Annotated in this window: 23 protein-coding genes; 17 read left to right on the top strand and 6 right to left on the bottom strand. The window is 73.1% G+C overall.

The window, feature by feature from the left end; translation table 11 throughout:
* Window positions 1-21 precede the first annotated feature (21 nt).
* From M8C11_RS23120 to M8C11_RS23100, 5 genes are all read left to right on the top strand, one after another.
* A complete protein-coding gene (locus M8C11_RS23120) occupies window positions 22-1,125 on the top strand; it encodes an ABC transporter ATP-binding protein (RefSeq protein WP_252453031.1) in 1,104 nt (367 codons plus the stop codon).
* Window positions 1,122-2,144, top strand: coding sequence for an ABC transporter ATP-binding protein (locus M8C11_RS23115; protein ID WP_252453028.1), 1,023 nt, complete (start codon window positions 1,122-1,124; stop codon window positions 2,142-2,144). The genes M8C11_RS23120 and M8C11_RS23115 overlap by 4 nt, the downstream gene beginning before the upstream one ends.
* Window positions 2,141-3,145: an ABC transporter permease gene (locus tag M8C11_RS23110; RefSeq protein WP_073828805.1), complete on the top strand. Its 1,005-nt coding sequence runs from the start codon at window positions 2,141-2,143 to the stop codon at window positions 3,143-3,145. Before M8C11_RS23115 ends, M8C11_RS23110 begins: the two co-directional genes overlap by 4 nt.
* A 13-nt stretch (window positions 3,146-3,158) precedes the next feature.
* Window positions 3,159-4,145, top strand: coding sequence for an ABC transporter permease (locus tag M8C11_RS23105; protein ID WP_091422104.1), 987 nt, complete (start codon window positions 3,159-3,161; stop codon window positions 4,143-4,145).
* A gap of 107 nt (window positions 4,146-4,252) precedes the next feature.
* A complete protein-coding gene (locus M8C11_RS23100) occupies window positions 4,253-5,998 on the top strand; it encodes an ABC transporter substrate-binding protein (RefSeq protein ID WP_252453026.1) in 1,746 nt (581 codons plus the stop codon).
* 46 nt (window positions 5,999-6,044) lie between these two features.
* On the opposite strand, the gene M8C11_RS23095 is transcribed toward M8C11_RS23100, so the two are convergent.
* Window positions 6,045-8,189 carry a prolyl oligopeptidase family serine peptidase gene (locus M8C11_RS23095; protein ID WP_252453024.1) on the bottom strand — a complete coding sequence of 715 codons (2,145 nt, stop codon included), beginning with the start codon at window positions 8,187-8,189 and terminating at the stop codon, window positions 6,045-6,047.
* Window positions 8,190-8,274: 85 nt separating this feature from the next.
* Here M8C11_RS23095 and mshB point away from each other — a divergent pair, with 85 nt between their 5' ends.
* From mshB to M8C11_RS23080, 3 genes are all read left to right on the top strand, one after another.
* On the top strand, window positions 8,275-9,198 hold the full coding sequence (gene mshB / locus M8C11_RS23090; RefSeq protein ID WP_199733075.1) for an N-acetyl-1-D-myo-inositol-2-amino-2-deoxy-alpha-D-glucopyranoside deacetylase: 924 nt from the start codon (window positions 8,275-8,277) through the stop codon (window positions 9,196-9,198).
* Window positions 9,195-9,689 (top strand): hypothetical protein, encoded by a 495-nt coding sequence (locus tag M8C11_RS23085; protein WP_121683498.1) that lies wholly within the window; start codon window positions 9,195-9,197, stop codon window positions 9,687-9,689. The genes mshB and M8C11_RS23085 overlap by 4 nt, the downstream gene beginning before the upstream one ends.
* Window positions 9,690-9,775: 86 nt before the next feature.
* The gene (locus M8C11_RS23080; RefSeq protein ID WP_252453022.1) at window positions 9,776-10,240 is read left to right on the top strand and encodes a hypothetical protein; all 465 of its coding nucleotides are present in this window, start codon (window positions 9,776-9,778) and stop codon (window positions 10,238-10,240) included.
* Between the two features lie 12 nt (window positions 10,241-10,252).
* On the opposite strand, the gene M8C11_RS23075 is transcribed toward M8C11_RS23080, so the two are convergent.
* Complete coding sequence (locus M8C11_RS23075) at window positions 10,253-11,239, bottom strand: GNAT family N-acetyltransferase (RefSeq protein ID WP_252453020.1); 987 nt, start codon at window positions 11,237-11,239, stop codon at window positions 10,253-10,255.
* Window positions 11,240-11,318: 79 nt separating this feature from the next.
* Here M8C11_RS23075 and fdxA point away from each other — a divergent pair, with 79 nt between their 5' ends.
* The 5 genes from fdxA to M8C11_RS23050 are packed head-to-tail and all read left to right on the top strand — an operon-like array spanning window position 11,319 to window position 15,060.
* On the top strand, window positions 11,319-11,645 hold the full coding sequence (gene fdxA / locus M8C11_RS23070; RefSeq protein WP_007464872.1) for a ferredoxin: 327 nt from the start codon (window positions 11,319-11,321) through the stop codon (window positions 11,643-11,645).
* On the top strand, window positions 11,642-12,751 hold the full coding sequence (gene dapC / locus M8C11_RS23065) for a succinyldiaminopimelate transaminase (protein ID WP_305884559.1): 1,110 nt from the start codon (window positions 11,642-11,644) through the stop codon (window positions 12,749-12,751). Before fdxA ends, dapC begins: the two co-directional genes overlap by 4 nt.
* A gap of 1 nt (window position 12,752) precedes the next feature.
* Complete coding sequence (locus M8C11_RS23060; protein ID WP_252453018.1) at window positions 12,753-13,769, top strand: prephenate dehydrogenase; 1,017 nt, start codon at window positions 12,753-12,755, stop codon at window positions 13,767-13,769.
* A 5-nt stretch (window positions 13,770-13,774) separates the two neighbouring features.
* Complete coding sequence (locus tag M8C11_RS23055; RefSeq protein ID WP_252453016.1) at window positions 13,775-14,413, top strand: SIMPL domain-containing protein; 639 nt, start codon at window positions 13,775-13,777, stop codon at window positions 14,411-14,413.
* Window positions 14,413-15,060 (top strand): nucleoside/nucleotide kinase family protein, encoded by a 648-nt coding sequence (locus M8C11_RS23050; RefSeq protein WP_252453014.1) that lies wholly within the window; start codon window positions 14,413-14,415, stop codon window positions 15,058-15,060. Before M8C11_RS23055 ends, M8C11_RS23050 begins: the two co-directional genes overlap by 1 nt.
* 13 nt (window positions 15,061-15,073) lie before the next feature.
* Here M8C11_RS23050 and M8C11_RS23045 read toward each other — a convergent pair whose 3' ends face one another.
* On the bottom strand, window positions 15,074-17,659 hold the full coding sequence (locus M8C11_RS23045) for a hypothetical protein (RefSeq protein ID WP_252453012.1): 2,586 nt from the start codon (window positions 17,657-17,659) through the stop codon (window positions 15,074-15,076).
* An 83-nt stretch (window positions 17,660-17,742) separates the two neighbouring features.
* Window positions 17,743-18,309: a sugar O-acetyltransferase gene (locus M8C11_RS23040; protein WP_121683492.1), complete on the bottom strand. Its 567-nt coding sequence runs from the start codon at window positions 18,307-18,309 to the stop codon at window positions 17,743-17,745.
* A gap of 140 nt (window positions 18,310-18,449) precedes the next feature.
* Between M8C11_RS23040 and M8C11_RS23035 the strand changes: the two genes are divergently transcribed.
* The gene (locus M8C11_RS23035) at window positions 18,450-21,800 is read left to right on the top strand and encodes a S8 family serine peptidase (RefSeq protein WP_252453011.1); all 3,351 of its coding nucleotides are present in this window, start codon (window positions 18,450-18,452) and stop codon (window positions 21,798-21,800) included.
* A 51-nt stretch (window positions 21,801-21,851) separates the two neighbouring features.
* Here the strand turns inward: M8C11_RS23035 and dapD are convergent, their stop codons facing one another.
* Window positions 21,852-22,811, bottom strand: a complete 960-nt coding sequence (dapD, locus tag M8C11_RS23030) for a 2,3,4,5-tetrahydropyridine-2,6-dicarboxylate N-succinyltransferase (RefSeq protein ID WP_120573234.1) — start codon at window positions 22,809-22,811, stop codon at window positions 21,852-21,854.
* Window positions 22,812-22,914: 103 nt separating this feature from the next.
* Here dapD and dapE point away from each other — a divergent pair, with 103 nt between their 5' ends.
* Window positions 22,915-23,988 carry a succinyl-diaminopimelate desuccinylase gene (gene dapE / locus M8C11_RS23025; RefSeq protein ID WP_252453008.1) on the top strand — a complete coding sequence of 358 codons (1,074 nt, stop codon included), beginning with the start codon at window positions 22,915-22,917 and terminating at the stop codon, window positions 23,986-23,988.
* Between the two features lie 48 nt (window positions 23,989-24,036).
* Here the strand turns inward: dapE and M8C11_RS23020 are convergent, their stop codons facing one another.
* Window positions 24,037-24,198 (bottom strand): hypothetical protein, encoded by a 162-nt coding sequence (locus M8C11_RS23020; RefSeq protein ID WP_162959305.1) that lies wholly within the window; start codon window positions 24,196-24,198, stop codon window positions 24,037-24,039.
* Between the two features lie 173 nt (window positions 24,199-24,371).
* On the opposite strand from M8C11_RS23020, the gene M8C11_RS23015 reads away from it, so the two are divergent.
* On the top strand, window positions 24,372-25,235 hold the full coding sequence (locus tag M8C11_RS23015) for a TIGR00730 family Rossman fold protein (protein ID WP_374668970.1): 864 nt from the start codon (window positions 24,372-24,374) through the stop codon (window positions 25,233-25,235).
* 3 nt (window positions 25,236-25,238) lie between these two features.
* Window positions 25,239-25,784, top strand: coding sequence for a TIGR00730 family Rossman fold protein (locus M8C11_RS23010; RefSeq protein ID WP_252453002.1), 546 nt, complete (start codon window positions 25,239-25,241; stop codon window positions 25,782-25,784).
* Window positions 25,785-25,803 lie beyond the last annotated feature (19 nt).

Genomic DNA, 25,803 nt, shown 5'->3' with positions numbered 1-25,803 from the left:
TCACCGAAGGGGAGGCGGTCAATGGGCAGGTCGGAGGCGGTGCCGTCCGGGGAGCCGGACCGCCCGGAGGTGCCGGAGCAGCGATCCGGCGACGGGCCCTATCTCCAGGTCAGGGATCTGCGGGTGCGGTTCGACACCGAGGACGGTGTGGTCAGGGCCGTGGACGGGGTGTCGTTCGCGGTGGAGCGGGGTCGCACGCTCGGGATCGTGGGGGAGTCCGGGTCGGGTAAGAGTGTGACGTCGCTGGCGATCCTGGGTCTGCACAACGCGAAGCGCACGACCATCTCCGGGGAGATCTGGGTGGGTGGGCGTCAGGTTGTGGGGTTGGGTGAGGAGGAGGTGCGGCGGCTGCGGGGCCGGGACATGGCGATGGTCTTCCAGGATCCGTTGTCGGCGTTGCATCCGTACTACTCGGTGGGCCGGCAGATCGCGGAGGCGTATCGGGTGCATCACCCGAGGGCGGGTCGGCGGGAGGCGCGGACGCGGGCGGTGGAGATGCTGGGCCGGGTGGGGATTCCGCAGCCGGGGAAGCGGTTCGATCAGTATCCGCATGAGTTCTCGGGTGGGATGCGGCAGCGGGCGATGATCGCGATGGCGTTGGTGAACGATCCGGATCTGTTGATCGCGGATGAGCCGACGACGGCGTTGGACGTGACGGTGCAGGCGCAGATCCTGGATCTGCTCAGTGGTCTGCAGGAGGAGTTCCGGTCGGCGATCGTGTTGATCACGCACGACCTGGGTGTGGTCAGCCAGGTGGCTGATGACGTGTTGGTGATGTATGCGGGTCGGGCGGTGGAGCACGGGAGTGTGGAGCGGGTGTTGCGGGCGCCGCAGCATCCGTACACGTGGGGGTTGTTGTCGAGCGTGCCGTCGTTGCACGGCGACGCGGACGCGGACCTGGTGCCGATCCCCGGCAACCCGCCGTCGCTGATCAACCTGCCGCCGGGGTGTGCGTTCCACCCGCGCTGCCGGTACGCCGACGTCAACGGCGACCGCTCCCGCACCGACGTGCCCGAGCTGGGGCCGGCGGGGGCGCCCGGTCACCTGGTGGCCTGCCACCTGTCGGCGGCCGACCGGGAGCGGATCTACCGCGACGACATCGCCCAGGTGGGAGTGGCCCGATGAGCACCGAGACCGAGCCGCTGCTGTCGGTGCGGGGGCTGACGAAGCACTTCCCGGTGCGGCAGGGTCTGCGTGCCCGGGGTGCGGTGCGGGCGGTCGACGGCCTGGACTTCGACGTGCGTCCCGGCGAGACGCTCGGGTTGGTGGGGGAGTCGGGGTGTGGGAAGACCACGACCGGGCGGATGCTGGTGCGTCTGTTGGAACCCACCGCCGGGTCGATCACCTTCGCGGGGCGGGACATCACCCACGGTGGGCGTCGTGAGTTGCGGGCGTTGCGGCAGGACCTGCAGATCATCTTCCAGGACCCGTACGCGTCGTTGAACCCGCGCCACACGGTGGGGCGGATCGTGGCGATGCCGTTGCAGGTCAACCGGATCACCCCGCCCGGCGGCGTCAAACACCGCGTCCAGGAACTGCTGGAACTGGTCGGCCTGAACCCGGAGCACTACAACAGGTATCCGCACGAGTTCTCCGGCGGGCAACGTCAGCGCATCGGCATCGCCCGCGCCCTCGCCCTGAAACCGAAACTCATCGTCGCCGACGAACCGGTCTCGGCGCTGGACGTGTCGATCCAGGCGCAGGTCATCAACCTGCTACGCGACCTGCAACGCGACCTCGACCTGGCGTTCGTGTTCATCGCCCACGACCTCGCCGTCGTGCGGCACTTCTGCCACCGCGTCGCCGTCATGTACCTCGGCAAGATCGTCGAGATCGGCGACCGCGACACCATCTACACCCGCCCCCAGCACCCCTACACCCGAGCCCTGCTGTCCGCGATCCCCGACGTCACCGCCCTCGGACCCGCCGGACGCATCCGCCTCACCGGCGACGTACCCACCCCACTCAACCCACCGTCGGGCTGCCGCTTCCGTACCCGCTGCTGGAAAGCCACCGACCACTGCGCCACCGAGGAACCGGCGCTGGTCACCCGGGACGGCGGCGGGCAGCTCACCGCCTGCCACTACCCGGAGAGCGGACCGGTCGGCGTGCCGACCGGCGAACCCGTGGAGGTGTCGAAATGAGCCTGTCGCCGGTCGAGGGTGTCGCGCTCGCCGAGATCGAGTCCCCCGGGCAGGAGCCGGACGAGAAGAAGCGGCTCGTCGGCCGCTCACCCGGCCAGCTCGTCTGGGCCCGGTTGCGGCGCGACCGCACCGCCATGGTCAGCGGCATCGTGCTGGCCCTGTTCATCCTGGTGGCGGTGGCCGCGCCGCTGATCCAGCGGCTCTACGGCGTGTCGCCGAACCAGCAGTTCGGTGAGCTGCTGGACGCCACCGGCATGCCGCTGGGCTACGTGGGCGGCGTCAGCGGCGACCACTGGTTCGGGCTGGAACCGGGCCTGGGCCGGGACATCTTCATCCGGATGATCTACGGCATCCGGACGTCGCTGCTGATCGCGCTCGGCGCCGCGCTCGTCACCACGACGATCGGCGTGGTGCTCGGGATCGTCGCCGGCTTCCTGGGCGGGGTGGTCGACTCGGTGATCAGCTGGATCACCGACGTCGCGCTGGCGTTGCCGTTCCTCATCTTCGCGCTCGCCGTGGTGCCGACGTTCTCGCTGCGCTTCTACGGCCCCCGGGACGCGGTGCCGACATGGTTCGCGGTGACCACGCTGATCGTGGTCTTCGCCGCGTTCGGCTGGACCGGCACGGCCCGGCTCGTCCGCGGGCAGGTGGTCTCGCTGCGCGAGCGGGAGTTCGTGGAGGCGGCGCGGGCCAGCGGCGCCGGGCTCGGGCACATGCTGTTCCGGCAGTTGCTGCCGAACATCTGGGCCCCGATCCTGGTGGCGTTCTCGCTCGCCGTGCCGTCGTACGTCACGGGGGAGGCGGCGCTGTCCTTCCTCGGCGTCGGCCTGCCCGAGTCGGTGCCGAGCTTCGGCCGGATGATCTACCGGAGCATCGACTACCTGCAGACCGACCCGGCGTACGTCTTCTTCCCCGGCATCACCATCTTCGCGCTCGTGCTGGCGTTCAACCTCTTCGGCGACGCGCTGCGCGACGCGCTCGACCCGAAGTCGTCACGGTAAGGGGTTCGACGACATGGTGCGGTTCCTGCTGAAGCGGCTGCTGCTCGCCGTCTCGGTGCTGCTGGCGGTGAGCATCGTCAGCTTCCTCATGTTCTTCGCGCTGCCCCGCGACCCGGTGACCGGCATGTGCCCGAAGAACTGCAACGCCGAGCGGCTGGAGCGGGTGCGTACGGAGCTGGGGCTCAACGACCCGAAGCCGACGCAGTACGTCAACTACATGAAGGGCATCTTCGTCGGCCGCGACCTGGGCAGCGCGCAGGGCGGCAAGTGCGAGGCGCCCTGTCTCGGCTACTCCTACGTGAACAGCGAGTCGGTGACCGACACGTTCGCCCGGGTGCTGCCGGTGACGCTGAACATCGTGCTTCCGGCGGCGGTGCTCTGGCTGGCGCTCGGGGTGGGACTCGGGATGATCTCCGCACTACGGCGGGGGTCGCTGCTCGACCGCATCTCGATCGGGCTGACGCTCACGTTCGCGTCGCTGCAGCTCTACTTCGTCGGCGCCGTGCTGCTGCTGATCTTCGTGTACTCGCTGAAGATCCTGCCGACACCCCGGTACGTGCCGTTCCTGGAGAACCCGGTGGAGTGGGCGCGCGGCCTGGTGCTGGCGTGGGTGACGCTCGCGTTGCTCTTCTCCGCGATCTACGCCCGGCTGTCCCGGGCGCAGATGCTGGAGACGCTCTCCGAGGACTTCGTCCGGACCGCGCGGGCCAAGGGCGTGGCGAAACGCAAGGTGTACGGACGGCACGCGCTGCGCGCGGCGATCACGCCGATCGTGACGATCGCCGGTATCGACGTCGGCGCGGCGCTGGGCGGCACTGTCATCACCGAGACGACGTTCGGCATCCAGGGGCTGGGGCGTACGGCGGTGGAGGCGGTGCGCCAGGGCGACCTGCCGACCATCATGGCCACGGTCCTGGTGTCGGCGTTGTTCGTGGTGGTGGCGAACATCATCGTCGATCTGCTCTACGCGTTCATCGATCCCCGGGTGCGTCTCGGCTGACCTCGGCGTCGCCGGTGGTCGATCGTTGTGCCCCCGTTATCTGCTCGAAATTTACCGCGAGTGAAAGCTAGGCGAAGCTTTCCTTCATCGGACCCGAGGAGTTGAGTATGCGAGCAAGACTCGCCACCGCCATGGGCGGCGCGATGGCACTGGTGGTCGCCCTCAGTGCGTGCAGCAAGAACACCGGCGACAGCGGCGACAGCGTGGACACGAACAAGCCCCGCAGCGGCGCCATCGCGACCGACCCGAAGGACTCGCTCGGCCCCGCGGCCGAGGTGCCGGGCGCGGCCAAGGGTGGGACCTTCTACATCCTGCGGGAGAGCAAGATCTCCCACCTGGACCCGCAGCGGGTCTACTCGTTCGCCGGCCTGATGGGCAGCCAGCTCTACGCCCGCTTCCTCACCACCTTCAAGGACGACGGCAAGGGCAACGTCACCCTGGTCGGCGACCTGGCCGAGACGCCCGGCAAGAACGTGAACAACGACTGCAAGGTCTGGGAGTTCACGATCAAGGAGGGCGTCAAGTTCGAGGACGGCCGCCCGATCACCTCCAAGGAGATCGCGTACGGCATCGCCCGCTCGTTCGACCCGGACCTGACCGGCGGCCCCACCTACCTGCAGGAGTGGCTGGCCGACACCCCGCAGTACGACACCAAGTGGGACTTCAAGAAGAACAAGACCTCGCTGCCGCCGGGCCTGACCACGCCGGACCCGCGCACGCTGCGCTTCGAGTTCAACAAGCCCCGCTGCGACCTGCCGTTCGCGGTGTCGCTCCCGGCCACCGCGCCGCTGCCGCCGGACAAGGACACCGGCGTCAACCTGGACAACATGCCGTTCTCGTCCGGGCCGTACCGGTTCACCAAGATCCAGCCCGGCGTGGAGATGGTGCTGGAGCGCAACCCGAACTGGGACCCGGCCACCGACGCGGTGCGGCACGCGTACCCGGACAAGTTCGTCTGGACCCTCGGCGCGGACCAGAACACCCAGACCAACCGGGTCCTCGCCGGCACCGGCAACGACGCGGCGGCGGTGGCCAGCGGCGGCGTGCCGTCCGAACTGCTCGCGAAGATCACCGGTGACCCGGCGCTGAAGGCGCGGATGATCGTCGCCGCGACGCCGAACGTGTTCCGGCTGACCATCAACACCACCCGCGTCACCGACCTGTCCGTGCGGCAGGCGATCAACTACGCGATCGACCGCAGCAGCATCACCAAGAACCTCGGCGGCCCGTACGGCGCCATGCCGCTGACCACGCTGCTGCCCCCGACCACGCTCGGGTACAAGAAGTTCGACGCGTACCCGGCCGGTGAGAGCGGCGACCCGGCGAAGGCGAAGGAGGCGCTGGGCGGCAAGTCGGTCAACCTGGTGCTCGGCACCGGGGACGAGACCTGGCAGCAGGAGACCGCCACCCAGGTCAAGAACGCGCTGGAGAAGGCCGGCTTCACGGTCACGGTCAAGCCGATCCCCGCCGACGGCTACCTCGACTTCGTGAAGAAGAAGGACAACCCGTGGGACATCTGGGTCGACTCGTGGGCGGCCGACTGGCCCAGCGGCGCCTCCGTCCTGCCGGTGCTCTTCGACGGTCGCGGCCTCAAGGCCGAGGGCAACAGCAACACCTCCCAGCTCAACAGCGAGGCGATCAACGCCGAGTTCGACCGGGTGCTCGCCCTCGACCCGGCCAAGCAGGCCGACGAGTGGAGCAAGCTGGACGAGAAGCTGATGAAGGAGTCGGCGCCCGCGGTGCCGCTCTACAACGAGGTGGTCTCCGTGGCCCACGGTGAGAAGGCCGGCGGCCTCTTCATCGGCAGCATCTTCGGCTGGCCCAGCTTCGTCAACGCGTACGTCAAGCAGTAGCCACACCTGTGGTTGACGGAAGGGCCCCTCGTCGAGGGGCCCTTCCTCACAGGTAGCGGCGCAGGAAGTCCAGCTCCAGCCGGAGCAGGCGCTCCGACACCCCGCCGGCGGCCAGGTGACTCGCGCCGGTCAGCGGCAGCACCGCGTGCGGGCGGCCCGTCGCCAGCAGCGCCGCCGACAGCCGCAGCGTGTGCGCGGCGAGCACGTTGTCGTCGGCCAGGCCGTGCACCAGCAGCATCGGCCGGGCCTGCGCCGGGTCGCCGAGCGGCTCGGCCGCCAGCTCGACCAGCGAGTGGTGGGCGTAGACGTCCATCCCGTCGTCCGGCATGCCGAGGTAGCGCTCGCTGTACGCGGTGTCGTACAGCGCCCAGTCGGTGACCGGCGCGCCCACGATCGCGCACTTGAACAACTCCGGGTGGCGCAGCACCGCCAGCCCGGCCAGCCAGCCGCCGAACGACCAGCCGCGCACCGCCACCCGCTCCAGATCCAGATCCGGGTGCTTGTCGGCGAGCGCCGTGAGCGCGTCCACCTGGTCGGTCAGGATCACGTCCGCGACCCGGCGGTGGATCGCCTTCTCGAACGACGGCGCGATGCCCGGGGTGCCCCGGTTGTCGATGGTGACCACCGCGAAGCCCTGCTCGGCCCACCACTGCCGTTCCAGCCAGACGCTGCGGGCCGCCACCACCTCCTGGTGGCCGGGCCCGCCGTAGATGTCCAGCAGCACCGGCAGCCGGGTGCCCTTGACGTGCTCGGCCGGGTAGAGCACCGCGCTGGGCAGCCGCCGGTCGGTCACCCGGACCATCGTCGGCCGCGGCGCGTACGAGCAGGTGGCGGCGAACGAGCGCAGCTCACCCACCTCGCGGTCGCCGTGCCACACCCGCCAGCGGACCCCGGCGTGCTCCAGCGACGCGATGCCGACGGCCAGTGTGGATCCGCCGATCGAGGCCGTGTGCCAGCCCGGGTCGCTACCCATCCGGCGGGCGTCCATGCCGCCACCGATGGTGGTCCGCACCCGGTAGAGGTGGCGCTGGCTCGGCTCGCCCTCGCTCGCCTCCACCAGCAGGTCCGCCGCCGCGTTCGGGCCGTTCGGCAGCCGCCCGACGACCCGCCGCACGTACAGCGAGGGTGGGGTGAGCAGCGTGCCGTCGGCGAACAGGCAGCGCGCGTCGTACCCGTCGTGGGCCAGCTCGCCACCGACCAGCACCCGCCCGTCGGGCAGGTGCGCCGGGGTGCCGGGGATCGGCTCCACCCAGCGCGGATCGGCCAGCTCGGCGTGCACCTGCGTCTCCCCGGTGCGCGGGTCCACCGCGAGTACCAGGCCGTGCTGCTGCGAGCGGCGCAGCACTGTGATCAGCGGCCCGCCCTCGGTCCAGTCCACCGAACTCAGGTACGGATAGGTCTCCCGGTCCCAGTGCACGTCGACCCAGCCGCCGTCGAGGTCGAGCAGGTGCAGGCTGACCTCCGCGTTCGGCCCGCCGGCCACGGGGTACGCGAGCGACGTCGGCGGGCTCGCCGGGTCGGCCGGGTCGTGCAGGTACCAGCGTTCCAGGCGGGACTCGTCGACCCGGGCGGCCAGCACGCTGCGGCCGTCCGGCGCCCACCAGTAGCCCCGGTAGCGGTGGAACTCCTCGGCCGCGATGTGCTCGGCCAGCCCCCAGGTGACGCCGCTGTCCTCACCGGCGAGCAGGTTGTCCGTACCGTCCGGCTCCACCACCCGCAACTGGCCCCGGCGCACCCCCTCGGCGGCGTCGGTGACGTAAGCCAGCCGCTCACCGGCCGGGTCGGGCCGCGGGTCGATCACCGGCCCGACGGCCGCCACCTCGACCACGTCGCCGTGCACCAGGTCGGCCCGGAACAGCCGCCCGGCCAGCGCGAACGCGGCGACCCGGCCGGCCGAGTCCAGCGCGTACGAGCCGATGCCGCCGGAGCTGAGCCGCAGCCGCTCGCGCAGCGCCCGCTCACCGGGGGCGAGGCGGGCCGGCTCGGCGTCGGTGCCCAGCAGCACCGCCGGGTCCGCGACCAGTCGTTCCTCGCCGCTGTCGACGTCGAGCAGCCAGAGCGCGTCGGCCGGGTCCTCCGGTCCCGCGGAACGCAGGAAGATCACCCGGGCACCGTCACCCGCGACGGCGACGGCGCGCGGCGCCCCGTGGCTGAACCGACGGGTACGGGCGGCCAGCTCGGGAAAGTCCACGCCTGCAGAGTAGGCGGGCGCCGGGGGTGATGTGGCCGACCTGGGCGGACGCATCACCGTCGAGCGGGCAGGACCGCCGGTTAGAGTGACGGGCGTGACGACCCTGCCCGACCGACGCCTCCTGCTGGTCCACGCGCATCCCGACGACGAGTCGATCGGCACCGGCGCGACGATGGCGCACTACGCCGCCACCGGCGCCCACGTCACGCTCGTCACCTGCACGCTGGGCGAGGAGGGCGAGATCCACGTCCCGGCCCTGGCCCAGCTCTGCGCGGCCGAGGCGGACCAGCTCGGCGGCTACCGGATCGGCGAGCTGGCCGCGGCGTGCGCCGCGCTCGGCGTCACCGACCACCGGTTCCTCGGTGGCGCGGGCCGCTACCGTGACTCCGGGATGATGGGCCTGACCACCAACGAGCACCCGCGGGCGTTCTGGCAGGCCGACCTGGACGTCGCCGCCGGTTACCTGGTGGAGGTCATCCGCGAGGTCCGCCCGCAGGTGCTCGTCACGTACGACCCGGACGGCTTCTACGGCCACCCCGACCACATCCAGGCGCACCGGGTGGCGATGCGGGCGGTGGAGCTGGCCGCGGCCGAGGGGATCGCCCCGGCGAAGGTCTACTGGACGGCCATGCCGCGCAGCGTGCTCGACGCGGGCCTGGAGACGTTCACCGAGTCCTCGGACAACCCGTTCGCCGGCATCGAGAGCGCCGACGAGCTGCCGTTCGGCACGCCGGACGCGGAGATCGCCGCCCGGATCGACGGCACCGACCAGCACGCCGCCAAGGAGGCGGCGATGCGCGCCCACGCCACCCAGATCCCGGCCAACTCCTGGCTCTACTCGATCGCCGGCAACTTCGGCGGCGAGTTCATGGGCGTGGAGTACTTCACGCTCGCGGTCGGCGAGAAGGGCCCGGGCGCCGGCCCGTACGGCTGGGAGGACGACCTCTTCGCCGGGATCGCCCTGGACGGCACGCAGCGGTCCCCGGTCGCGGCGGCCGGTCTCCGGTGACGCTGCCGGCCGTACCCGTGTCGACCCTTCCCGAGCAGCCGCCGACGCCCGCGACGCCGAGCCCGGCGGAGCGGGTGCTCGACCGCGCCCTGCGGGTGGCCGGCGGCGTCGTCACGGTCTGGGCCGGCGTCCTGCTGGCGCTGCTCGACCTGATCTTCGCGACCTGGGCCTGGGAGACGGTGCAGGGCCGCTCCGGCGGGCTGCGGGCCCTTCTCGGGGTCGGCCTGGTGGCCGCCGGCGTCGTCGCCGTGGTGGCCACGACGGTGCTGCTGGGCCGGTTCGCCCACCGGTCGACGGGTACGCGCTGGGCGGTGGCGCTCGGCGCGCTGCCGTGGTTCCTGGTGATCGTGGTGGGGGGTTTCCGGACCGTCGAGGGCGACCTGGCGCTCGCCGGTGACAACGTGCTCGGCCTCGCGTTGATCGTGGCCGGCGCGGTCACGTTCGCGGTACTGGGCTTCCGGCACCTGGTGACACCACCGGACGCACGGTGAGGTGCTGACGCCGCACAGCTCGCGGTGGTAGACATTCCTGCCAAGAGGCCCGCCGAGGGAGCGGGCGGTACGGCGGGAGGCGTGCGATGACTCAGCGGTGGCGTGCGGTAGGCGTGCTGGCGGCCGCGTTGTTCGGCGTGAACGTGGTGGCCCGGCTGGTCATCAGATTCGCGTTCCCGGACGACGACACCGCCTCCGGCCGCGTCTCGCTCGCCATGTTCCTGGTCATCGGGCTGATCCTGGCCGGCACCGCGTTCCGGTGGGGCGCCGACCGGCCGCTGGGCCGCTGGGCCGGCGACCTGGCCGCCGCCGTCGCGGTCGCGCTGGCGCTCACCGTGTTCGTCGGCCCGCTGCTGGTCGGGGAGAACCCGTTCGGCGGCGGTGCGGGCCTCTTCTTCGCCCAGATCTGGCTCTATCTCGCGGCCACCGCGGCGGGCGTGCTGGTCGGCTACCTGATCCTGACCGCGCTGGGCCGGGACTACCGGTCCCGTCAGCTCAAGCGGTACGCCGAGATGAAGCGCACCCGCCCTCGCAAGATCGTCCGGCGCTGACCGGAGCGCCGCTCAGGCCGCCGGGGCGACCCGGGTCAGGTAGGTGTGGTGGGTGGTGAAACCGAGCCCTCGGTAGAGCGCCACAGCGCCGGTGTTGCTCTGTTCCACCTGGAGGAACGCGTGGGAGGCGCCCTCGGCGGCGCCCCAGCCGGCCAGCGCGCGTACGACAGCGGCGGCGAGCCCTCGGCGGCGTGCCTGCGGCACCGTCTCCAGCAGGCTGACGCCGAGCCAGCGACCCCCGCCGGTCACGGTGCCCCGCCCGACCGCGAGCAGCCGGCCGTCCTCGCGCAGCTCGGCGAAGCGGACCCGGGGCGTCCCGTTGAGCACCTGCCGGGCGGCGTCCGGCAACCCGCCCTTGCGGCCGGCGGCGATCACCAGCCAGTCGTCGGCGGGCGCGTCCGCGAGCCTCACCGGCGGCACGTCGGCGGCCGGCGGCGCGGTGGCCGACAGGGGTGCGGCCGGCGACGCCGTCAGGGTGCGCAGCGGGACGGTCTGCACCAGCACCGGGGGCCGGGACGTCCAGCCGCGCGCGTCCAGCTCCGCGCCGACCGGGGCGGCCAGCGGCAGCGGGGTGTTCACCAGCGCGGGCCCGCCGCGCTCGGCGTACCAGCGCTGCACCGCGTCCAGCGCGGCGGGCAGCGGGCGGTCCGGGTCGCCCACCGGCAGCGCGCTGTTCGCCCGCCCGGTCCAGCCGTCGGCCCAGCGCAGCCGCCAGTCGCCGAGCCGTCCGCGTACCGGTGCGGGCCACGCCTCGTCGGCGGCCAGCTCCAGCGCGACCACGGCGGCGGCGGTGGGCCGGCGGGCCGGCGGCACCCGCTTGGCCCGGTGCACCTCGGCCACCGGTACGCGCAGCGGCCCGGCGTCGGTGGAGAGCGTGATGTGGGTCTCGCTCAGCTCCACGAGCTCGCCGAGCGCGTCGGAGAACAGCGTGCGGCCCTCGCGAATCCCCACAATCCGGCGGACCACGATCCGGTGTCCCACGTCCTGCTGTCGGAGCACGATCGACCCCCTCCCCGGCGAGATACTAGGCTCTTACCGTTGCGGTTGATCGCGACGAGTCTTGCGGAGGAGAAGACCGGTGACCTACATCATCGCCGAGCCGTGCGTGGATGTGCTCGACAAGGCATGCATCGAGGAGTGCCCGGTCGACTGCATCTACGAGGGCAACCGGATGCTCTACATCCACCCCGACGAGTGCGTCGACTGTGGTGCCTGTGAGCCGGTCTGCCCGGTCGAAGCGATCTTCTACGAGGACGACGTCCCGGAGCAGTGGAAGGACTACACCGGGGCCAACTACGAGTTCTTCGAGGACCTGGGCTCGCCCGGTGGCGCCTCGAAGATCGGCAAGGTGGAGAAGGACGCCACCTTCGTCGCCGCGCAGCCGCCGCGCGGCGAGGGCCACTGAACCGGCGCACGCCGGTCTCGGCACGGCTGCCCGACTTCACCTGGGACACCCTGGACGCCGCGGCCGCCACGGCCGCGGCGCACCCGGACGGTCTCATCAACCTGTCGATGGGCACGCCGGTCGACCCGGTGCCGGAGCTGATCCGCCAGGCCCTGGCCGACGCGTCGAACGCGCCGGGCTACCCGCTCACCGCCGGTACGCCCGCCCTGCGGAACGCGATCGCGGCCTGGGTCGCGCGGGCCTGCGGCGCGGGCGTCGACGGCCTGGGCGTGCTGCCGACGATCGGCTCCAAGGAGCTGGTGGCCTGGCTGCCGACGCTGCTCGGGCTCGGCCCCGGTGACGTGGTCGTGGTGCCGTCGGTCGCCTACCCGACGTACGAGGACGGGGCCCGGCTCGCCGGTGCGACGACGGTACGCACCGACTCGCTGACCGCGCTGGGCCCGGATCCCCGGGTCCGCCTGGTCTGGGTCAACTCGCCGGGCAACCCGACCGGCCGCGTGCTGCCCGCCGCCCACCTGCGCAAGGTGGTCGAGTGGGCGCGCGAGCGCGGAGCGGTGGTCGCCAGCGACGAGTGCTACCTGCCGCTGGGCTGGGACGCCGAGCCCGTCTCGGTGCTCTCGCCGCAGGTGTGCGGCGGCTCGTACGACGGCGTGCTGGCGGTGCACTCGCTGTCCAAGCGCTCCAACCTGGCCGGCTACCGGGCCGGGTTCGTCGCCGGTGACCCGGCGCTGGTGGCCGAGCTGCTGAAGATCCGCAAGCACGCGGGCCTGATCGTGCCGGCCCCGGTGCAGGCCGCCATGGTGGCCGCGCTCGGCGACCAGGAGCACGCCGACGCCCAGCGGGAGCGCTACCGCGTCCGGCGGGAGAAGCTGCGCGCGGCGTTCACCGGCGCCGGCTTCACAGTCGAGCACTCGGAGGCCGGGCTCTACCTGTGGCTCACCCGGGACGAGGACTGCTGGGAGACGGTGGACCGGCTCGCCCGCCGGGGCATCCTGGTGGCCGCCGGTGTCTTCTACGGCCCGGCCGGCGCCCGGCACGTCCGGGTGGCGCTCACCGAGTCCGACGAGCACGTGGACGCGGTGGCCGGGCGGCTCGCCGGGTTCTGACGTGGCGGGCGGGCTGGCGCGGGCGGCGGTGGTCGGCACCGGGCTGATCGGCGGTTCGGTGCTGCTGCGGCTGCGCGACGCCGGGTTCGACGTCGCCGGCTGGGATCCGGATCCGGCCGCCCGCCGGCAGGTACGCGACCGGGGCGTCGACGCGCCCGACACGGTCGAGGAGGCGGTCACCGGGCGGGACGTGGTGTTCCTCTGCGGCCCGCTGCCCACGCTGCCGACGACGCTGGCCCGGGTCGCCGCCGTGACCGACGACGGCTGCGTGCTCACCGACGTGGGCAGCGTCAAGGCCGAGGTGAGCACCGCGGCCACCGTCCAGGGGCTCGGGCACCGCTTCGTGCCGGGCCACCCGATGGCCGGCGCCGACCGGGCCGGAGCGGGCGCGGCCAGCCCGGACCTGCTCGACGGCGCCGCCTGGGTGCTCTGCCCGGGGCCGACCGGCCTGGGCGCGTTCCGGCGGCTGGCGGTGCTGCTGGTGGACGTCTTCCACGCCCGGGTGGTGCCCATGTCCGCCCCGGAGCACGACGGCGCCGCCGCGCTCGCCTCGCACGTACCGCACGTGCTGGCCGGCGCGCTGGCCGGCACCGTGCACCGGTCGGCGCTGCGGGACGCGGTGCTGACGCTCGCCGCCGGCAGCTTCTCCGACGGCACCCGGGTCGCCGGTGGGCCGCCCGAGCGGACCGCGAACATGCTGCTCGGCAACCGGGACCGCGTGCTCGCCGAGCTGGACGCGCTCGGCGCGTTCCTGGACGAGCTGACCGAGGCGCTGCGCGGTGGCGACGCCGGCGCGCTGGCCGACCGGTTCGCCGAGGGACGGGACGTCCGCTCCACGCTGCGGGCTCGTACGTTCACCGCACACCGGCGGGAGTTCCCGGCCGCCGCCGACCACGCGGGCGAGCTGGCGTACCTGCGGGAGCTGGGCGCGGCGGGCGGCCACCTGAGCGAGGTCCGGGAGACGGCCGGCGCGGTCACCTACATGGGGCACCTGCCGGCCACACCGCCGTTAGGCTGAGCGGCATGGCGGACGCACCGGTCGTGGCGGTACGCGGTGAGGCGTACCGGGAGGTGGCTCCCGAGCTGGCCCGGTTCACCGTGACGGCGACGGTGCGGGACCGGGACCGGGAGGCCACGCTGACCCGGCTGGCCGAACGGGCCGCCGCGGTGCGGGCGCTGCTCGACGCGGCCGAGCCGGCGGTGGAGCGCCGGGAGACCGGCCAGGTCCACGTGTGGCCGGTGACGAAGCGCTCCGGCGACCGGGTGGTGGCCTACCAGGGCAGCGTGAGCACCACTGTGACGACCACCGACTTCACGGTGCTCGGTGACCTGATGCTCCGCCTGGCCGACCAGGAGCAGGTCGAGGTGGCCGGGCCCGTGTGGTCGCTGCGGCCGGACAGTCCGGCCTACCGCGAGGCGCGGCAGGCCGCGATCGCCGACGCGCTGGTCCGGGCCCGGGAGTACGCCGAGGCGCTCGGCGCCCGGGTGATCGCGTTGCGGGAGCTGTCCGACACCGGGATGAGCGCCGGCCCGCCGATGATGGTCAAGGCGGCGTACACGCGCTCCGGCGAGCAACCGGAGCTGGAGCTGGACCCGGCACCGCAGCCGGTGCACGCGGCGGTCGAGGCGCGGTTCACCATCAGCGAGCCGGTGCTGGGCTGATGCCGGCGGCGGAGACGCTCCCGCTCGACGAGCTGGTCGCCCGGGCCCGCGCGCTGGCCGAGGACGGCCCGCGCCAGTTGCTCGGCATCGCCGGGGCACCCGGGGCGGGCAAGTCCACGCTGGCGGAACGGATCGTGGCCGCGCTCGGCCCGGCCGCCCGGCTGGTCCCGATGGACGGCTTCCACCTGGCCGGGTCGGCGCTGGCGCGGCTCGGCCGGGCCGACCGCAAGGGCGCACCGGACACGTTCGACGTCAACGGCTTCGTCTCCACGCTGCGCCGGTTGCGCCGGCTGGAACCGACGTCGGTGTGGGCGCCGGAGTTCCGCCGCGACCTGGAGGAACCGGTCGCCGGGGCGATCGAGGTGCCGCCCGAGGTGCGCCTGGTGGTCACCGAGGGCAACTACCTGCTGCTGCGGGACGACCCGTGGGAGGAGGTGCGCACGCTCGTACACCAGATCTGGTTCCTCGACCTGGACGCGGAGCTGCGGCTGCGCCGGCTCACCGCGCGGCACGAGGCGTACGGGAAGTCGCCGGAGCAGGCCCGTGCCTGGGCACTCGGCAGCGACGAGGAGAACGCGCGGCGGGTCGTCGGCACGGCCGGGCACGCCGACCTGGTGGTACGCCTGGCCGACCCGCCGCAGGCGTGACGCCGGGGCCGGGTCAGCCGGTCCGCTGCCGCGGTGACGGCACGGTACGGCGCAGCAGCCGGGCCACCACCGCCCGCTCCCGGGTGAACTCCACCGCCTCGGGGTAGCCGCTGTGGCTACGGATGGGCGGGTCGGCCACCTCGCCGCCGGACGGGTGCAGCGCCTCCGGGTCGGTCACCGGCACGTCCCGCTGACCGGCGCTGACCTGCCAGCCCAGCGGGTCGGTGTCCCGCCAGAAGTTCGTCCAGGCCACGTGCCCGCCGGGCCAGGTGAGCGCGCCGGCCAGCGCCCGCAGCCGTTCCGGCCCGAAGTAGGACGGGAAGATCCGCCCGTAGAGCCGGGTGAGCTGGCAGCCGTAGGAGAAGAACCAGGTCCGCAGCCGCCACCGGCGGGGCAGTTGCAGCAGCACCGCGGCACAGATGACGGTGCCCTGGCTGTGCCCGGAGAGGATGACGCCGTCCATCCGGTCGCCGTGGTGCGGCGGCAGCGCCAGCAGCCCCGCCACCCGGGTCTGGAGTTCCGGTACGGCGCGTTCGGCGTAGCTGGGCGGCGCGAGCGGATGCGCGGCCCGGGGCCAGAACGTGCACACGTCCCAGATCACGCCGACCGAGCGGCGGACCGAGTCGGTCCGGTAGACGAGCAGCCCGAGCGCCGCCATCACCACCGGCAGCCAGCCGAGGATGGCGTCGCCCCGTTCGGCGGTCCAGTGGATGGCGGTCTGCCAGCCGGAGGGGGACAGCGGGCTGGGCCGTTCGCCGGAGAGCGCGGCGGCGCAGCAGAGGGTGACCAGGACCGCGCAGAACGCGGCGTAGCCGCCCATCAGCCGTACCGCGTGCTCGCCGACCAGCCGGTGCAGCGCCCGGTAGGTGCTGACGTCGCGGCAGCGCCGCAGGTCGTGCGCGGACAGGCCGGGTGTGGCGGCCAGCCGGGCGTACTCGACCCGGCGCAGGCGCTGCAGCAGGACGACCGCCCGGATCAGCAGCCCGATCAGCGCGGCCAGGCCGATCGCGCAGGCCAGCCCGGCCCAGAAGACGGCCAGTGGCGGCACGACGCGGCTCGGGCCGCTCGGTTCGGCGGACGCGTCGAGCCGGTCGCTGACCCAGTAGAGCAGCCCGGCGCAGTAGGCCACCGCCATCATCCAGCCGAACCCGGCGATGACCGCCGGGGCGCAGCCCCGCCAGGCCAGATCCGTGTACGCGCCGAGCGGCTGGGTCGGCACCGCCGGCCGCAGGCGGGGCAGGAACAGTCCGGCGGTGGCCAGCGCGACGGCCGGGCCGACGAGCATCCAGGTACGCAGTTGGTCCGGCGCGGCGGGCAGCGCGGGCAGGCCGCGTTCGATCCAGGCCGCACCGAGCGGCAGCAGCAGCATCCCCGCGCCGGGTCCGGCCAGCGCCCGGCGGCCGGAGCGGTTCGCCGCGGCGATGGCGAGCAGCAACAGCACCTGGTACGCGATGAGCCAGGCGATCGCGGTGTCGTACCCGGGCAGGGACCGGTCGGCGTGACAGCCGGCGGTGTCCGGCTGCGCGGCGCATCCGCCCGGCGGCCGGTACGTCGACAGCGGCTGCCCGGCCGCCCCGTCGGGGAGCAGCAGCAGGACGAACGAGCCGATCAGTCCGAGCGCGGTGAGCGTCGCGACCGCCGCGCTCCACCGGCCGAGCGGGGTGGCGCCCTGGCGCCGGCTCAGCCACGGCCGGGCGACCGCCACCACGGCGATCACCACCACGGCGGCGAGCAGCGCCACGGTGGGCCAGGCGACGGCGGCCCGCACACCGCGCGGCGGGTCCATGATCAGCACCGCGACGACCGGTACGGCGGCGGCGCTGACCGCCCCCGTGCACAGGTGCAGCACGGCGGCCCGGCGCAGTTGCCCCTCCCCGTTCCAGAACGTCGGGTCCTGGAGCGGGTTCTGCGGGGGCTCACGCGGGTCCGGTCGCTCGACCGGCTCCCCGCCCTCCCGGGCCGGTGCGTGGTGGTGCGGGTCGGCGGGCATCTGCGCCTCGTACTGGTAGGTGCGGAAGGCGACGAGCCCGATCGCGGCCAGCACGAGCAGTGGCAGCAGCAGCCCGAGCGCGAGTGCCCGGGTGTCCGCGCGCCACCAGGAGTCGCCGAGGACCTCCCACGGGCCGGGGAGCCGGCCGAGGCAGTCCGCCTCCACGCACTGCCAGCCGATCAGATCCACTCCGACGCCGGTCAGGGTGAGAACGAGCGTGCAGGTCAGGCTCAGGCAGAACAGGCGGATGAGCCAGGCGGTGATGCCGGACCGGCTGGCCCAGCGTTCCTGGTCCGGGTCGGGCGGGATGCCGGCGCGGGCGTGCAGCGCGACGTTCGCCAGCGCGAAAGGGAGCATCAGCGTCCACAGCGCCCGTTCCACGTCCCGCCGGGTCCGCGCGCCGGAGGTCAACTGCCCCCAGCTGTACGCCTCGACCGTGATCGGGTCGTCCCGGCCCGCGGTGCTCGACCGGTAGAAGCCGGTCACCTGACCACCGGCGACCAGCGTTGGTTGCGCACCGTCACCGTTGACGCCGGCGGTCAGGCCGAGCAGCTGATCCGGCGGGGTGTTGGAGACCCCGTGCACCCGCAGTTCGAGGACCCGTTCCATCGTGCCTCCCGGTAAACGCCCTACTACCCAGAGTGCGCGACGGGTCGGGAGTCCGCATCCGCTGGAACGGTGGTTCCCGCAGCTCAGGACGGTTGAGTGAGGCTCCTGATCGGGCGAGCGGGGTTACCCACCGCCACCACGTTGGCCGGCAGGTCGCGCGTGACCACCGCACCGGCGCCGACCACCGTGTTCTCGCCGATGGTCACTCCGGCCAGCACGATCACGCCCCCGCCGAGCCAGACGTTGTCACTGATGGTGATCGGCTGGGCCGACTCCCACTTCGCCCGGCGCGCCTCCGGCTCCACCGGGTGGGTGGCGGTGAGCAGCTGCACGTTCGGTCCGATCTGGACGTCCGCGCCGATGGTGATGCGGGCGACGTCGAGGAAGACCGCGTTGAAGTTGACGAAGGTGCGCGGGCCGATGTGCGTCCGGTGTCCGTAGTCGCAGTACAGCGGCGGCCGGACCCAGGCGTCCTCGCCGAGTGAGCCGAGCAGTTCGCGTAGGGCGGCGAGGCGGCCCGGCGGGTCGTCGGCGGAGCTGCGGTTGAAGCGTTCGCCGAGCCGGGCCGCGCGCTCCAGGTCGGCGATGATCGCGGGGTCGTCGGCGATGTACTGCTCGCCGGCCAGCATCCGGTCCTTCATGGAGGTCATCGCTCGATCGTCCCGGCCGGGCCGGGAACGGGGTGGTGGTTCCGTCGGATCGGCGACTTCCCGTTGCATACCCGGTATGCAATTCTTATACCCGCGTCGATGTGTCTCTCATCGATGAAACGTCCGACGAAGGAGGAAGGTTGCTCCGGAACCGCAGAAAGCTGACGGCGCTCGGCCTCGGCCTGGCGCTGGCGCTCGGCCTGCCGGTGCCCGCGCTGGCCGCCGCGCCCACGGCGCCGACCGGCCCGTCCGCCCGTACCGGGCCGTCCGCCCAGCCCGGCGCCCACCCGGTCACCGTCACCCTGATCACCGGCGACCGGGTCAGCGTCGCCCCCGGCGGCCGTGCCGCGGTACGCCCCGGCGCCGGCCGCGCCGGCATCCAGTTCGTGGTCGGGCGGGAGCGCGACCGGCTCACCGTGCTGCCACAGGACGCGCTCCCGCTGATCCGCGCGGGCAAGCTCGACCGGCGGCTGTTCGACGTGACCGGGCTGATCGAGGCCGGCTACGACGACGCGCGCCGCGGCACCGTACCGCTGCTCGTGTCGTACCGGCCGGGGGTGGCCCGGCGGACGGCGGCCCCGCTCGCCGGCGCCCGGGTGATCCGCGACCTGCCGGCGATCGACGGCGCGGCCGTCGTCGCCGACAAGGGCGACACCGGCGCGCTCTGGAAGGCGGTGAGCGCGGACCGCTCCGGCGCCCGGCTCGACGCGGCGGGGGGTGTCGACCGGATCTGGCTCGACGGCCGGCGGCGGGTGACGCTCGACCACAGCGTGCCGCAGATCGGCGCGCCGACCGCCTGGGCGGCCGGCTGGACCGGGAAGGGCGTGCGGGTCGCGGTGCTCGACACCGGCGTCGACCTCACCCACCCGGACCTGGCCGGCAAGGTCGCCGAGTCGCGCAACTTCACCGAGGAGGCGGACCCGGACGACATCGTCGGGCACGGCACGCACGTGGCCTCCACCATCGCCGGCAGCGGCGCCGCCTCGGGCGGGAAGTACCGTGGCGTGGCGCCGGACGCCACGCTGCTGTCCGGGAAGGTCTGCGAGGTCTACGGCTGCACCGAGTCGGCCATCCTGGCCGGCATGCAGTGGGCCGCGGCCGAGCAGCACGCCACGGTGGTCAACATGAGCCTCAGCGGCGGCGACTCCCCGGAGGTGGACCCGCTGGAGGAGGCGGTCGGGACGCTCACCGAGCAGCACGGGACGCTCTTTGTGATCGCGGCCGGCAACGACGGCGCCGACGGATCGGTCGGCTCGCCGGCCACCGCCGACGCCGCGCTCGCGGTCGGCGCGGTGGACCGGGACGACGCGCTCGCCGACTTCTCCAGCCGCGGTCCCCGCGTCGGCGACGGGGCGATCAAGCCCGACATCACCGCGCCCGGCGTGGAGATCGTGGCCGCACGGGCCGCGAACGGCCAGATCGGCGACCCGGTGGGGGACCGGTACGCCTCGCTGTCCGGCACGTCGATGGCCACCCCGCATGTGGCCGGCGCGGTCGCGCTGCTCGCCCAGCAGCACCCCGGCTGGACGCCCGGCCGCTACAAGGCGACGCTGATGGCCTCGGCGAAGCCGCACCCGGAGCAGACCGCGTTCCAGCAGGGCGCGGGCCGGGTCGACCTCGCCCGTGCGATCACCCAGCAGGTGACGAGCGAACCGGCGTCCGTCTCGTTCGGCGTGGCGACCTGGCCGCACACCGACGACCAGCCGATCAGCCGGACCGTCACCTACCGCAACGGCGGGAACGCCCCGCTCACGCTGGATCTCAGCACCGAGTTCACCGGGCCGGGCGGGCGGGCCGCACCGGCCGGCATGCTCACGCTCAGCACCTCCCGGCTCACCGTCCCCGCGGGCGGCACCGCCCAGGTGACGGTCGTGGTGGACACCCGGCTCGGCGGCGCCGACGGCTACTGGACGGGCCGCCTGCTCGCCCGCGCCGGCGACGCCGTGGCGGTGACCCCGCTCGCGGTCGACCGCGAGGTGGAGAGCTACGACCTGACCGTCACGCACCGCGACCGCTCCGGCGCCCTGACCGACGGCTACTACACGAGCCTGCTCGGGCTCGACGACGGCAGCTACCGCGACGTGTACGACGCCGACGGCGAGGCCCGGCTCCGGGTGCCCAAGGGCCGGTACGGCGTGCAGAGCCTGATCATCGTGGACGGCGACCAGGGCTGGTCGGAGGTCTCCTTCCTCGCCCAGCCGGAACTGGTGGTGACCGGGAACCAGCGGCTCGTGCTGGACGCCCGGCGGGCGAAGCCGGTGCGCACCACGGTGCCGCAGCGCGGCGCGGCGCCGCTGCTGATCGACTTCACAGCGGCCTGGGGATTCGACGACTACTACGCCAGCTTCGGGCTCTGGACCGACAAGTTCGAGGGCCTCTACTCGGCCCAGGTCGGCCGCAGCGTCTCCGACAAGGTGTTCGTCGGCTCGCTCGCCAGCCAGTGGGCCGAGCCGACCGCGCCCGAGCGCAGCCCGTACTTCTACGGACTGAACGAGCTGTTCCCGGGCCGCTTCCCGACCGGCTTCGTCCGGAACTACCGGCCCGCCGACCTGGCCACCGTCGCCAACCGGTTCGCCGCCGGATACACCGGGATGGACAACGAACTGGTCGTGTACCCGGAGCCCGACTACAACATGGGCGGCTCGGCGGTCATCCTGCCCGTCCAGGTGCCAGGCAAGCGGATCGACCACCTCACCACCAACCGGACCCGCTGGAGCGTCGAACTGGCCTTCGGTGAGCGGGACGAGGACGGCTGGTTGCAGCCGCGGGCGGTGCTGGAGTCCGGGCCGACCCGGTACCGGGCCGGTCACACCTACCGCGACGAGTGGAACAAGGCCCCGTTCGGCCCGTCGTTCCCGCAGCCGCGGTGGCCGGAGCAGGGCATCACCCGTACCGGCGACACCCTCGTGGTCTCGCTGCCGGTGCACAGCGACGCGGCCGGGCACCCGGGCGGCTCGCTGAACGACACCGAGCAGACGCGGCTCTACCGCAACGGCAAGCTGCTCGCCGAGTCGCCCTACCCGGGTTACGGCGAGTTCACGCTGCCGCCGGGAACGGCGAACTACCGGTTGGAGACCAGTGCGACGCGCGGCTTCACCGACCTGAGCACCGAGGTCTCGGCGAGCTGGACGTTCCGATCCAAGCGGGTTCCGGGTGACGTGCCGGCCCGTCTCCCCGCCATGGCGGTCCGGTTCACCCCGCCGCTGGCGGTGGACAGCTCCGCCCCGGCGGGCCGGACGTTCACCGTGCCGGTGACGGTGCAGCGCCAGCCCGGCGCGCCGTCCGGCCGGGTCGTGGCGCTCACCGTCGACGTCTCGTACGACGGCGGGAAGACCTGGCGCAAGGCGGCGCTGAAGAAGCAGGGCGGGGCGTGGACGGCCACCGTCCGGCACCCGGCCGGCCCGGGGTACGCGTCACTGCGGGCCACCGCCCGTGACGACGCCGGCAACACCGTGACCCAGCGGATCATCCAGGCGTACCGCCTGCGGTGAGCCGGCCGTCCGGGTCCGCGCGGTGAGCGCGGACCCGGACGGGGGTACGACTCAGTCGTTGGCGTGCAGCGCGGCGTTGAGCGTGATGCCCTGGCCGGTGCGGGGCTTCGCCTCCAGCGCGCCGGTCACCGAGTTGCGCCAGAACAGCAGCCCGTCGACGCCGGACAGCTCGCGGGCCTTGACCACCCGGCCGTCCGGCAGCGTGACCTTGGAACCGGCGGTGACGTAGCAGCCGGCCTCCACCACGCAGTCGTCGCCGAGCGAGATGCCGATGCCCGCGTTCGCGCCGACCAGGCTGCGCTCGCCGATGCGCACCTTGTCGGTGCCGCCGCCGGAGAGCGTGCCCATGATCGAGGCGCCCGCGCCGACGTCGGAGCCGTCGCCGACCACCACGCCCTGCACGATGCGGCCCTCGACCATCGAGGTGCCCAGCGTGCCGGCGTTGAAGTTGCAGAAGCCCTCGTGCATCACGGTGGTGCCGGCGGCCAGGTGCGCGCCGAGCCGGACCCGGTCCGCGTCGGCGATCCGCACCCCCGACGGCACCACGTAGTCGGTCATCCGGGGGAACTTGTCCACCCCGTAGACGGCCAGGTGACGGCCGGCCGCCCGCTCGATGACGCGCAGCTCGTCCACCCGCTCCGGCGGGCACGGCCCGGCCGACGTCCAGGCCACGTTCGCCAGCTTGCCGAAGATGCCGTCGAGGTTCAGCTCGTTGGGCCGCACCAGGCGGTGGGAGAGCAGGTGCAACCGCAGGTACGCGTCGGCGGCGTCCTTGATCGGGTCGTCGAGCGAGCCGATCACCGTGGTCACCTCGACCGTGCGCAACCCGGGCAGCGCCCGCTCGCCGATCGCGCCCGGAGGCAGGTCGAGCACGTCGGCACGGTCCTCGCCGGGCACCAGCGGCAGCTCGCCCAGGCCCAGCTTGCCGGTCGGGTACCAGGTGTCGAGCACCTGGTCCTGTGCGGTGACGGTGGCCAGGCCGATGCCCCAGGCGGATGGTGCGGACGTCACTGTGTCACCTCTCTGCTCCGGCGGCGGCGTCCGCCGCTGCTCGCGGCCGGGGGCGCGGCACGTGTCCCTCGCGCCCACCGAGGATGACGGTACCGTGCGAGACATGCAGAACCCGTTGACCCCCGAGGTCCTGGCCGATCCGGTGGCGCTCACCCGCGCCCTGGTCGACATCGAGTCGGTGTCCCTCAACGAGAAGGCGATCGCCGACTGCGTCGAGGAGGTGCTGCGCGGTGTGCCGCACCTGACCACCTACCGGCACTCGAACACCGTCATGGCCCGTACCGACCTGGGCCGGTCGCAGCGCGTGGTGCTCGCCGGCCACCTGGACACCGTCCCGCTCAACGGCAACTTCCCCTCGACCATGCGCGGCGACCTGATGTACGGCTGCGGCACCTCCGACATGAAGTCCGGGGTCGCGTTCGCGCTGCACCTGGCGGTGACGCTGCCCGACCCGCGTTACGACGTCACGTACTTCTTCTACGAGGCCGAGGAGATCGAGTCGAAGTACAACGGCCTCACCCTGGTCGCGCAGAGCCACCCCGAGTGGCTGGAGGCCGACTTCGCGGTGCTGCTGGAGCCGACGTACGGGATCGTCGAGGCGGGGTGCCAGGGCACCATGCGGGCGGTGGTCACCACGCACGGGGAGCGGGCCCACGCGGCGCGCTCCTGGCACGGGGTGAACGCCATCCACGGCGCGAGCGAGGTGCTGCGGCGGCTGACCACGTACGAGGCCCGCCGGGTGACGATCGAGGGCTGCGACTACCGCGAGGGCCTCAACGCGGTGCGGATCACCGGCGGGGTGGCCGGCAACGTCATCCCGGACCGCTGCGAGATCGAGATCAACTACCGGTACGCCCCGGACCGCGACCCGGCGGGCGCCGAGGCGCACCTGCGCGAGGTCTTCGCCGGCTTCGACCTGGAGGTCACCGACGCGGCGGCCGGTGCGCCGCCCGGACTGGAGAGCCCGGCGGCACAGGAGTTCCTGGCGGCGGTCGGCGCCGCGCCGATCGGCAAGCTGGGCTGGACGGACGTGGCGCGGTTCGCGGCCATGGGCATCCCGGCGCTGAACTTCGGCCCCGGCGACCCGAACCTGGCGCACCACAAGGACGAGCACGTCGAACTGACCAAGATCCGGGACGGCGCGGCGACGCTGCACCGCTGGCTGGCCCCGGCCTGACGCGCTGCGATCACGGGGCCCGCGCCCGCCTCGCGGGCCCCGTGATCGTCAGACGGTCGTCGTCAGGGGTGCTTCCGCCTCGCCGGTCTCGCCGGTCAGGTCGGACCGGTGGCTCTCCATCATCCGGGCGCGGCGGCGCTCGGCCACCACGTCACGGATCCGCCGCTGCATCTGACGGCGGATCCGGATCATCTCGCTGTTACTGATCAACGCTGGCTCCTCCCCCGAAGGCGCGTCGCCCGGGGTATACCGGGTATGTGAATAGTAAGACGTACGTGCGACCGAATTAGTTGCCCGGATCCCAAAGATTTCTCCGGCTCCCGGGCCTGCGCGCCGGGCCGGAGCCGCTCTACTACGGTGACCCCATGGGCGAGAGCAGGGGAATGTCGGCCGGGGACGGCCAGCGGGAGGAGCGGAACCGGGGAGAACGGCACCGCGGCGCGGTTACTCTGCGCAATCGGGCGATTCCGACGAGTACAGCTGATCAGCGGCTGCTCGACTCCCGGGGCCGCAGCGACTGGAAGACCAAGGACGCCTGGCGCGCGCTGCGGATCCTCTCCGAGTTCGTCGAGGGGTTCGACACCCTCGCCGACCTGCCCCCGGCGGTGAGCGTCTTCGGCTCCGCCCGCAGCAAGCCGGACAGCCCGGAGTGCCGGATGGCCGAGGAACTGGGCGGCGCACTCGCCCGGGCCGGGTACGCGGTGATCACCGGCGGCGGTCCCGGCGTGATGGAGGCCGCCAACCGGGGCGCCGGTGAGGCCGGCGGCCTCTCCGTCGGGCTCGGCATCGAGCTGCCGTTCGAGCAGGGCCTCAACGACTGGGTCGACCTGGCCATCGACTTCCGCTACTTCTTCGCCCGCAAGACGATGTTCGTCAAGTACGCCCAGGCGTTCGTGGTGCTGCCCGGCGGCTTCGGCACCCTGGACGAGCTGTTCGAGGCGCTCACGCTGGTGCAGACCGGCAAGGTGACCCGCTTCCCGGTCGTGCTCATGGGCACCGACTACTGGCGCGGGCTGCTCGACTGGCTGGGCGGCACCATGGCCGCCGAGGGCAAGATCGGCCCGTCCGACCTCGACCTGATCCGCCTCACCGACGACGTCAACGAGGCGGTCCGGCACATCGTGGAGGCCGAGGCGGTGCTCTCCGCCGAGCAGGAGGCGGTCCGCGAGGAGGCGGTCGCCCGGGTGGCCGCCGACCAGCGCGCCGCCGCCGAGGCCGCCCCCGAGGGCCCGGCGGGACGGAGCTGACCCGTGGCGAACGTCTGTGTCTTCTGCGCCTCCTCCCGTACCCTCGACACCCGCTGGCTGGCGCTCGCCACCGAGACCGGTGAGGAACTGGCCCGGCGCGGCCACACGCTGGTCAGCGGCGGCGGCTGCGTCGGGATGATGGGCGCCGTGGTGCAGGGCGCGCGGGCGGCCGGCGGTCGCACCGTCGGCGTCATCCCGCAGTCCCTGGTCGACCTGGAGGTCGCCGACCTGGACTCCGACGAGCTGCTGGTCACCGACAGCCTGGCCAGCCGCAAGACGCTGATGGACGAGAAGTCCGACGCGTTCGTCGCGCTGCCCGGCGGCCTCGGCACGCTCGACGAGCTGTTCGAGGTCTGGACCACCGCCACCCTGGCCCTGCACGCCAAGCCGATGGTGATCGTCGACGTGGACGGCTTCTACCGGCCGCTGCTCGACTGGATCCGCGGGCTCGGCGAGCAGCGGTTCCTCAAGCCGGCCGCGCTGGACCTGCTGATGGTCGCCGACAGCGTCCCCGCCGCCCTGGACCTGATCGACGCCCGCCTCACGTGACGCGCGCCCGGTCGGCCGC

Source organism: Micromonospora sp. CPM1, assembly GCF_023896895.1.
GTDB lineage: Bacteria > Actinomycetota > Actinomycetes > Mycobacteriales > Micromonosporaceae > Micromonospora > Micromonospora tulbaghiae.
The sequence above is the reverse complement of the archived record's forward strand: the minus strand, read 5'-3'. Positions and strand labels throughout refer to the sequence as shown.

Coding starts and splice junctions, on each gene's coding strand:
- M8C11_RS23105 (WP_091422104.1), top strand. CDS start 3,159: ATGGTGCGGTTCCTGCTGAAGCGGCTGCTGCTCGCCGTCTCGGTGCTG.
- M8C11_RS23080 (WP_252453022.1), top strand. CDS start 9,776: ATGACTCAGCGGTGGCGTGCGGTAGGCGTGCTGGCGGCCGCGTTGTTC.
- M8C11_RS23110 (WP_073828805.1), top strand. CDS start 2,141: ATGAGCCTGTCGCCGGTCGAGGGTGTCGCGCTCGCCGAGATCGAGTCC.
- M8C11_RS23050 (WP_252453014.1), top strand. CDS start 14,413: ATGCCGGCGGCGGAGACGCTCCCGCTCGACGAGCTGGTCGCCCGGGCC.
- M8C11_RS23015 (WP_374668970.1), top strand. CDS start 24,372: ATGTCGGCCGGGGACGGCCAGCGGGAGGAGCGGAACCGGGGAGAACGG.
- M8C11_RS23115 (WP_252453028.1), top strand. CDS start 1,122: ATGAGCACCGAGACCGAGCCGCTGCTGTCGGTGCGGGGGCTGACGAAG.
- dapE (WP_252453008.1), top strand. CDS start 22,915: ATGCAGAACCCGTTGACCCCCGAGGTCCTGGCCGATCCGGTGGCGCTC.
- M8C11_RS23120 (WP_252453031.1), top strand. CDS start 22: ATGGGCAGGTCGGAGGCGGTGCCGTCCGGGGAGCCGGACCGCCCGGAG.
- M8C11_RS23045 (WP_252453012.1), bottom strand. CDS start 17,659: ATGGAACGGGTCCTCGAACTGCGGGTGCACGGGGTCTCCAACACCCCG.
- M8C11_RS23040 (WP_121683492.1), bottom strand. CDS start 18,309: ATGACCTCCATGAAGGACCGGATGCTGGCCGGCGAGCAGTACATCGCC.
- M8C11_RS23100 (WP_252453026.1), top strand. CDS start 4,253: ATGCGAGCAAGACTCGCCACCGCCATGGGCGGCGCGATGGCACTGGTG.
- M8C11_RS23055 (WP_252453016.1), top strand. CDS start 13,775: ATGGCGGACGCACCGGTCGTGGCGGTACGCGGTGAGGCGTACCGGGAG.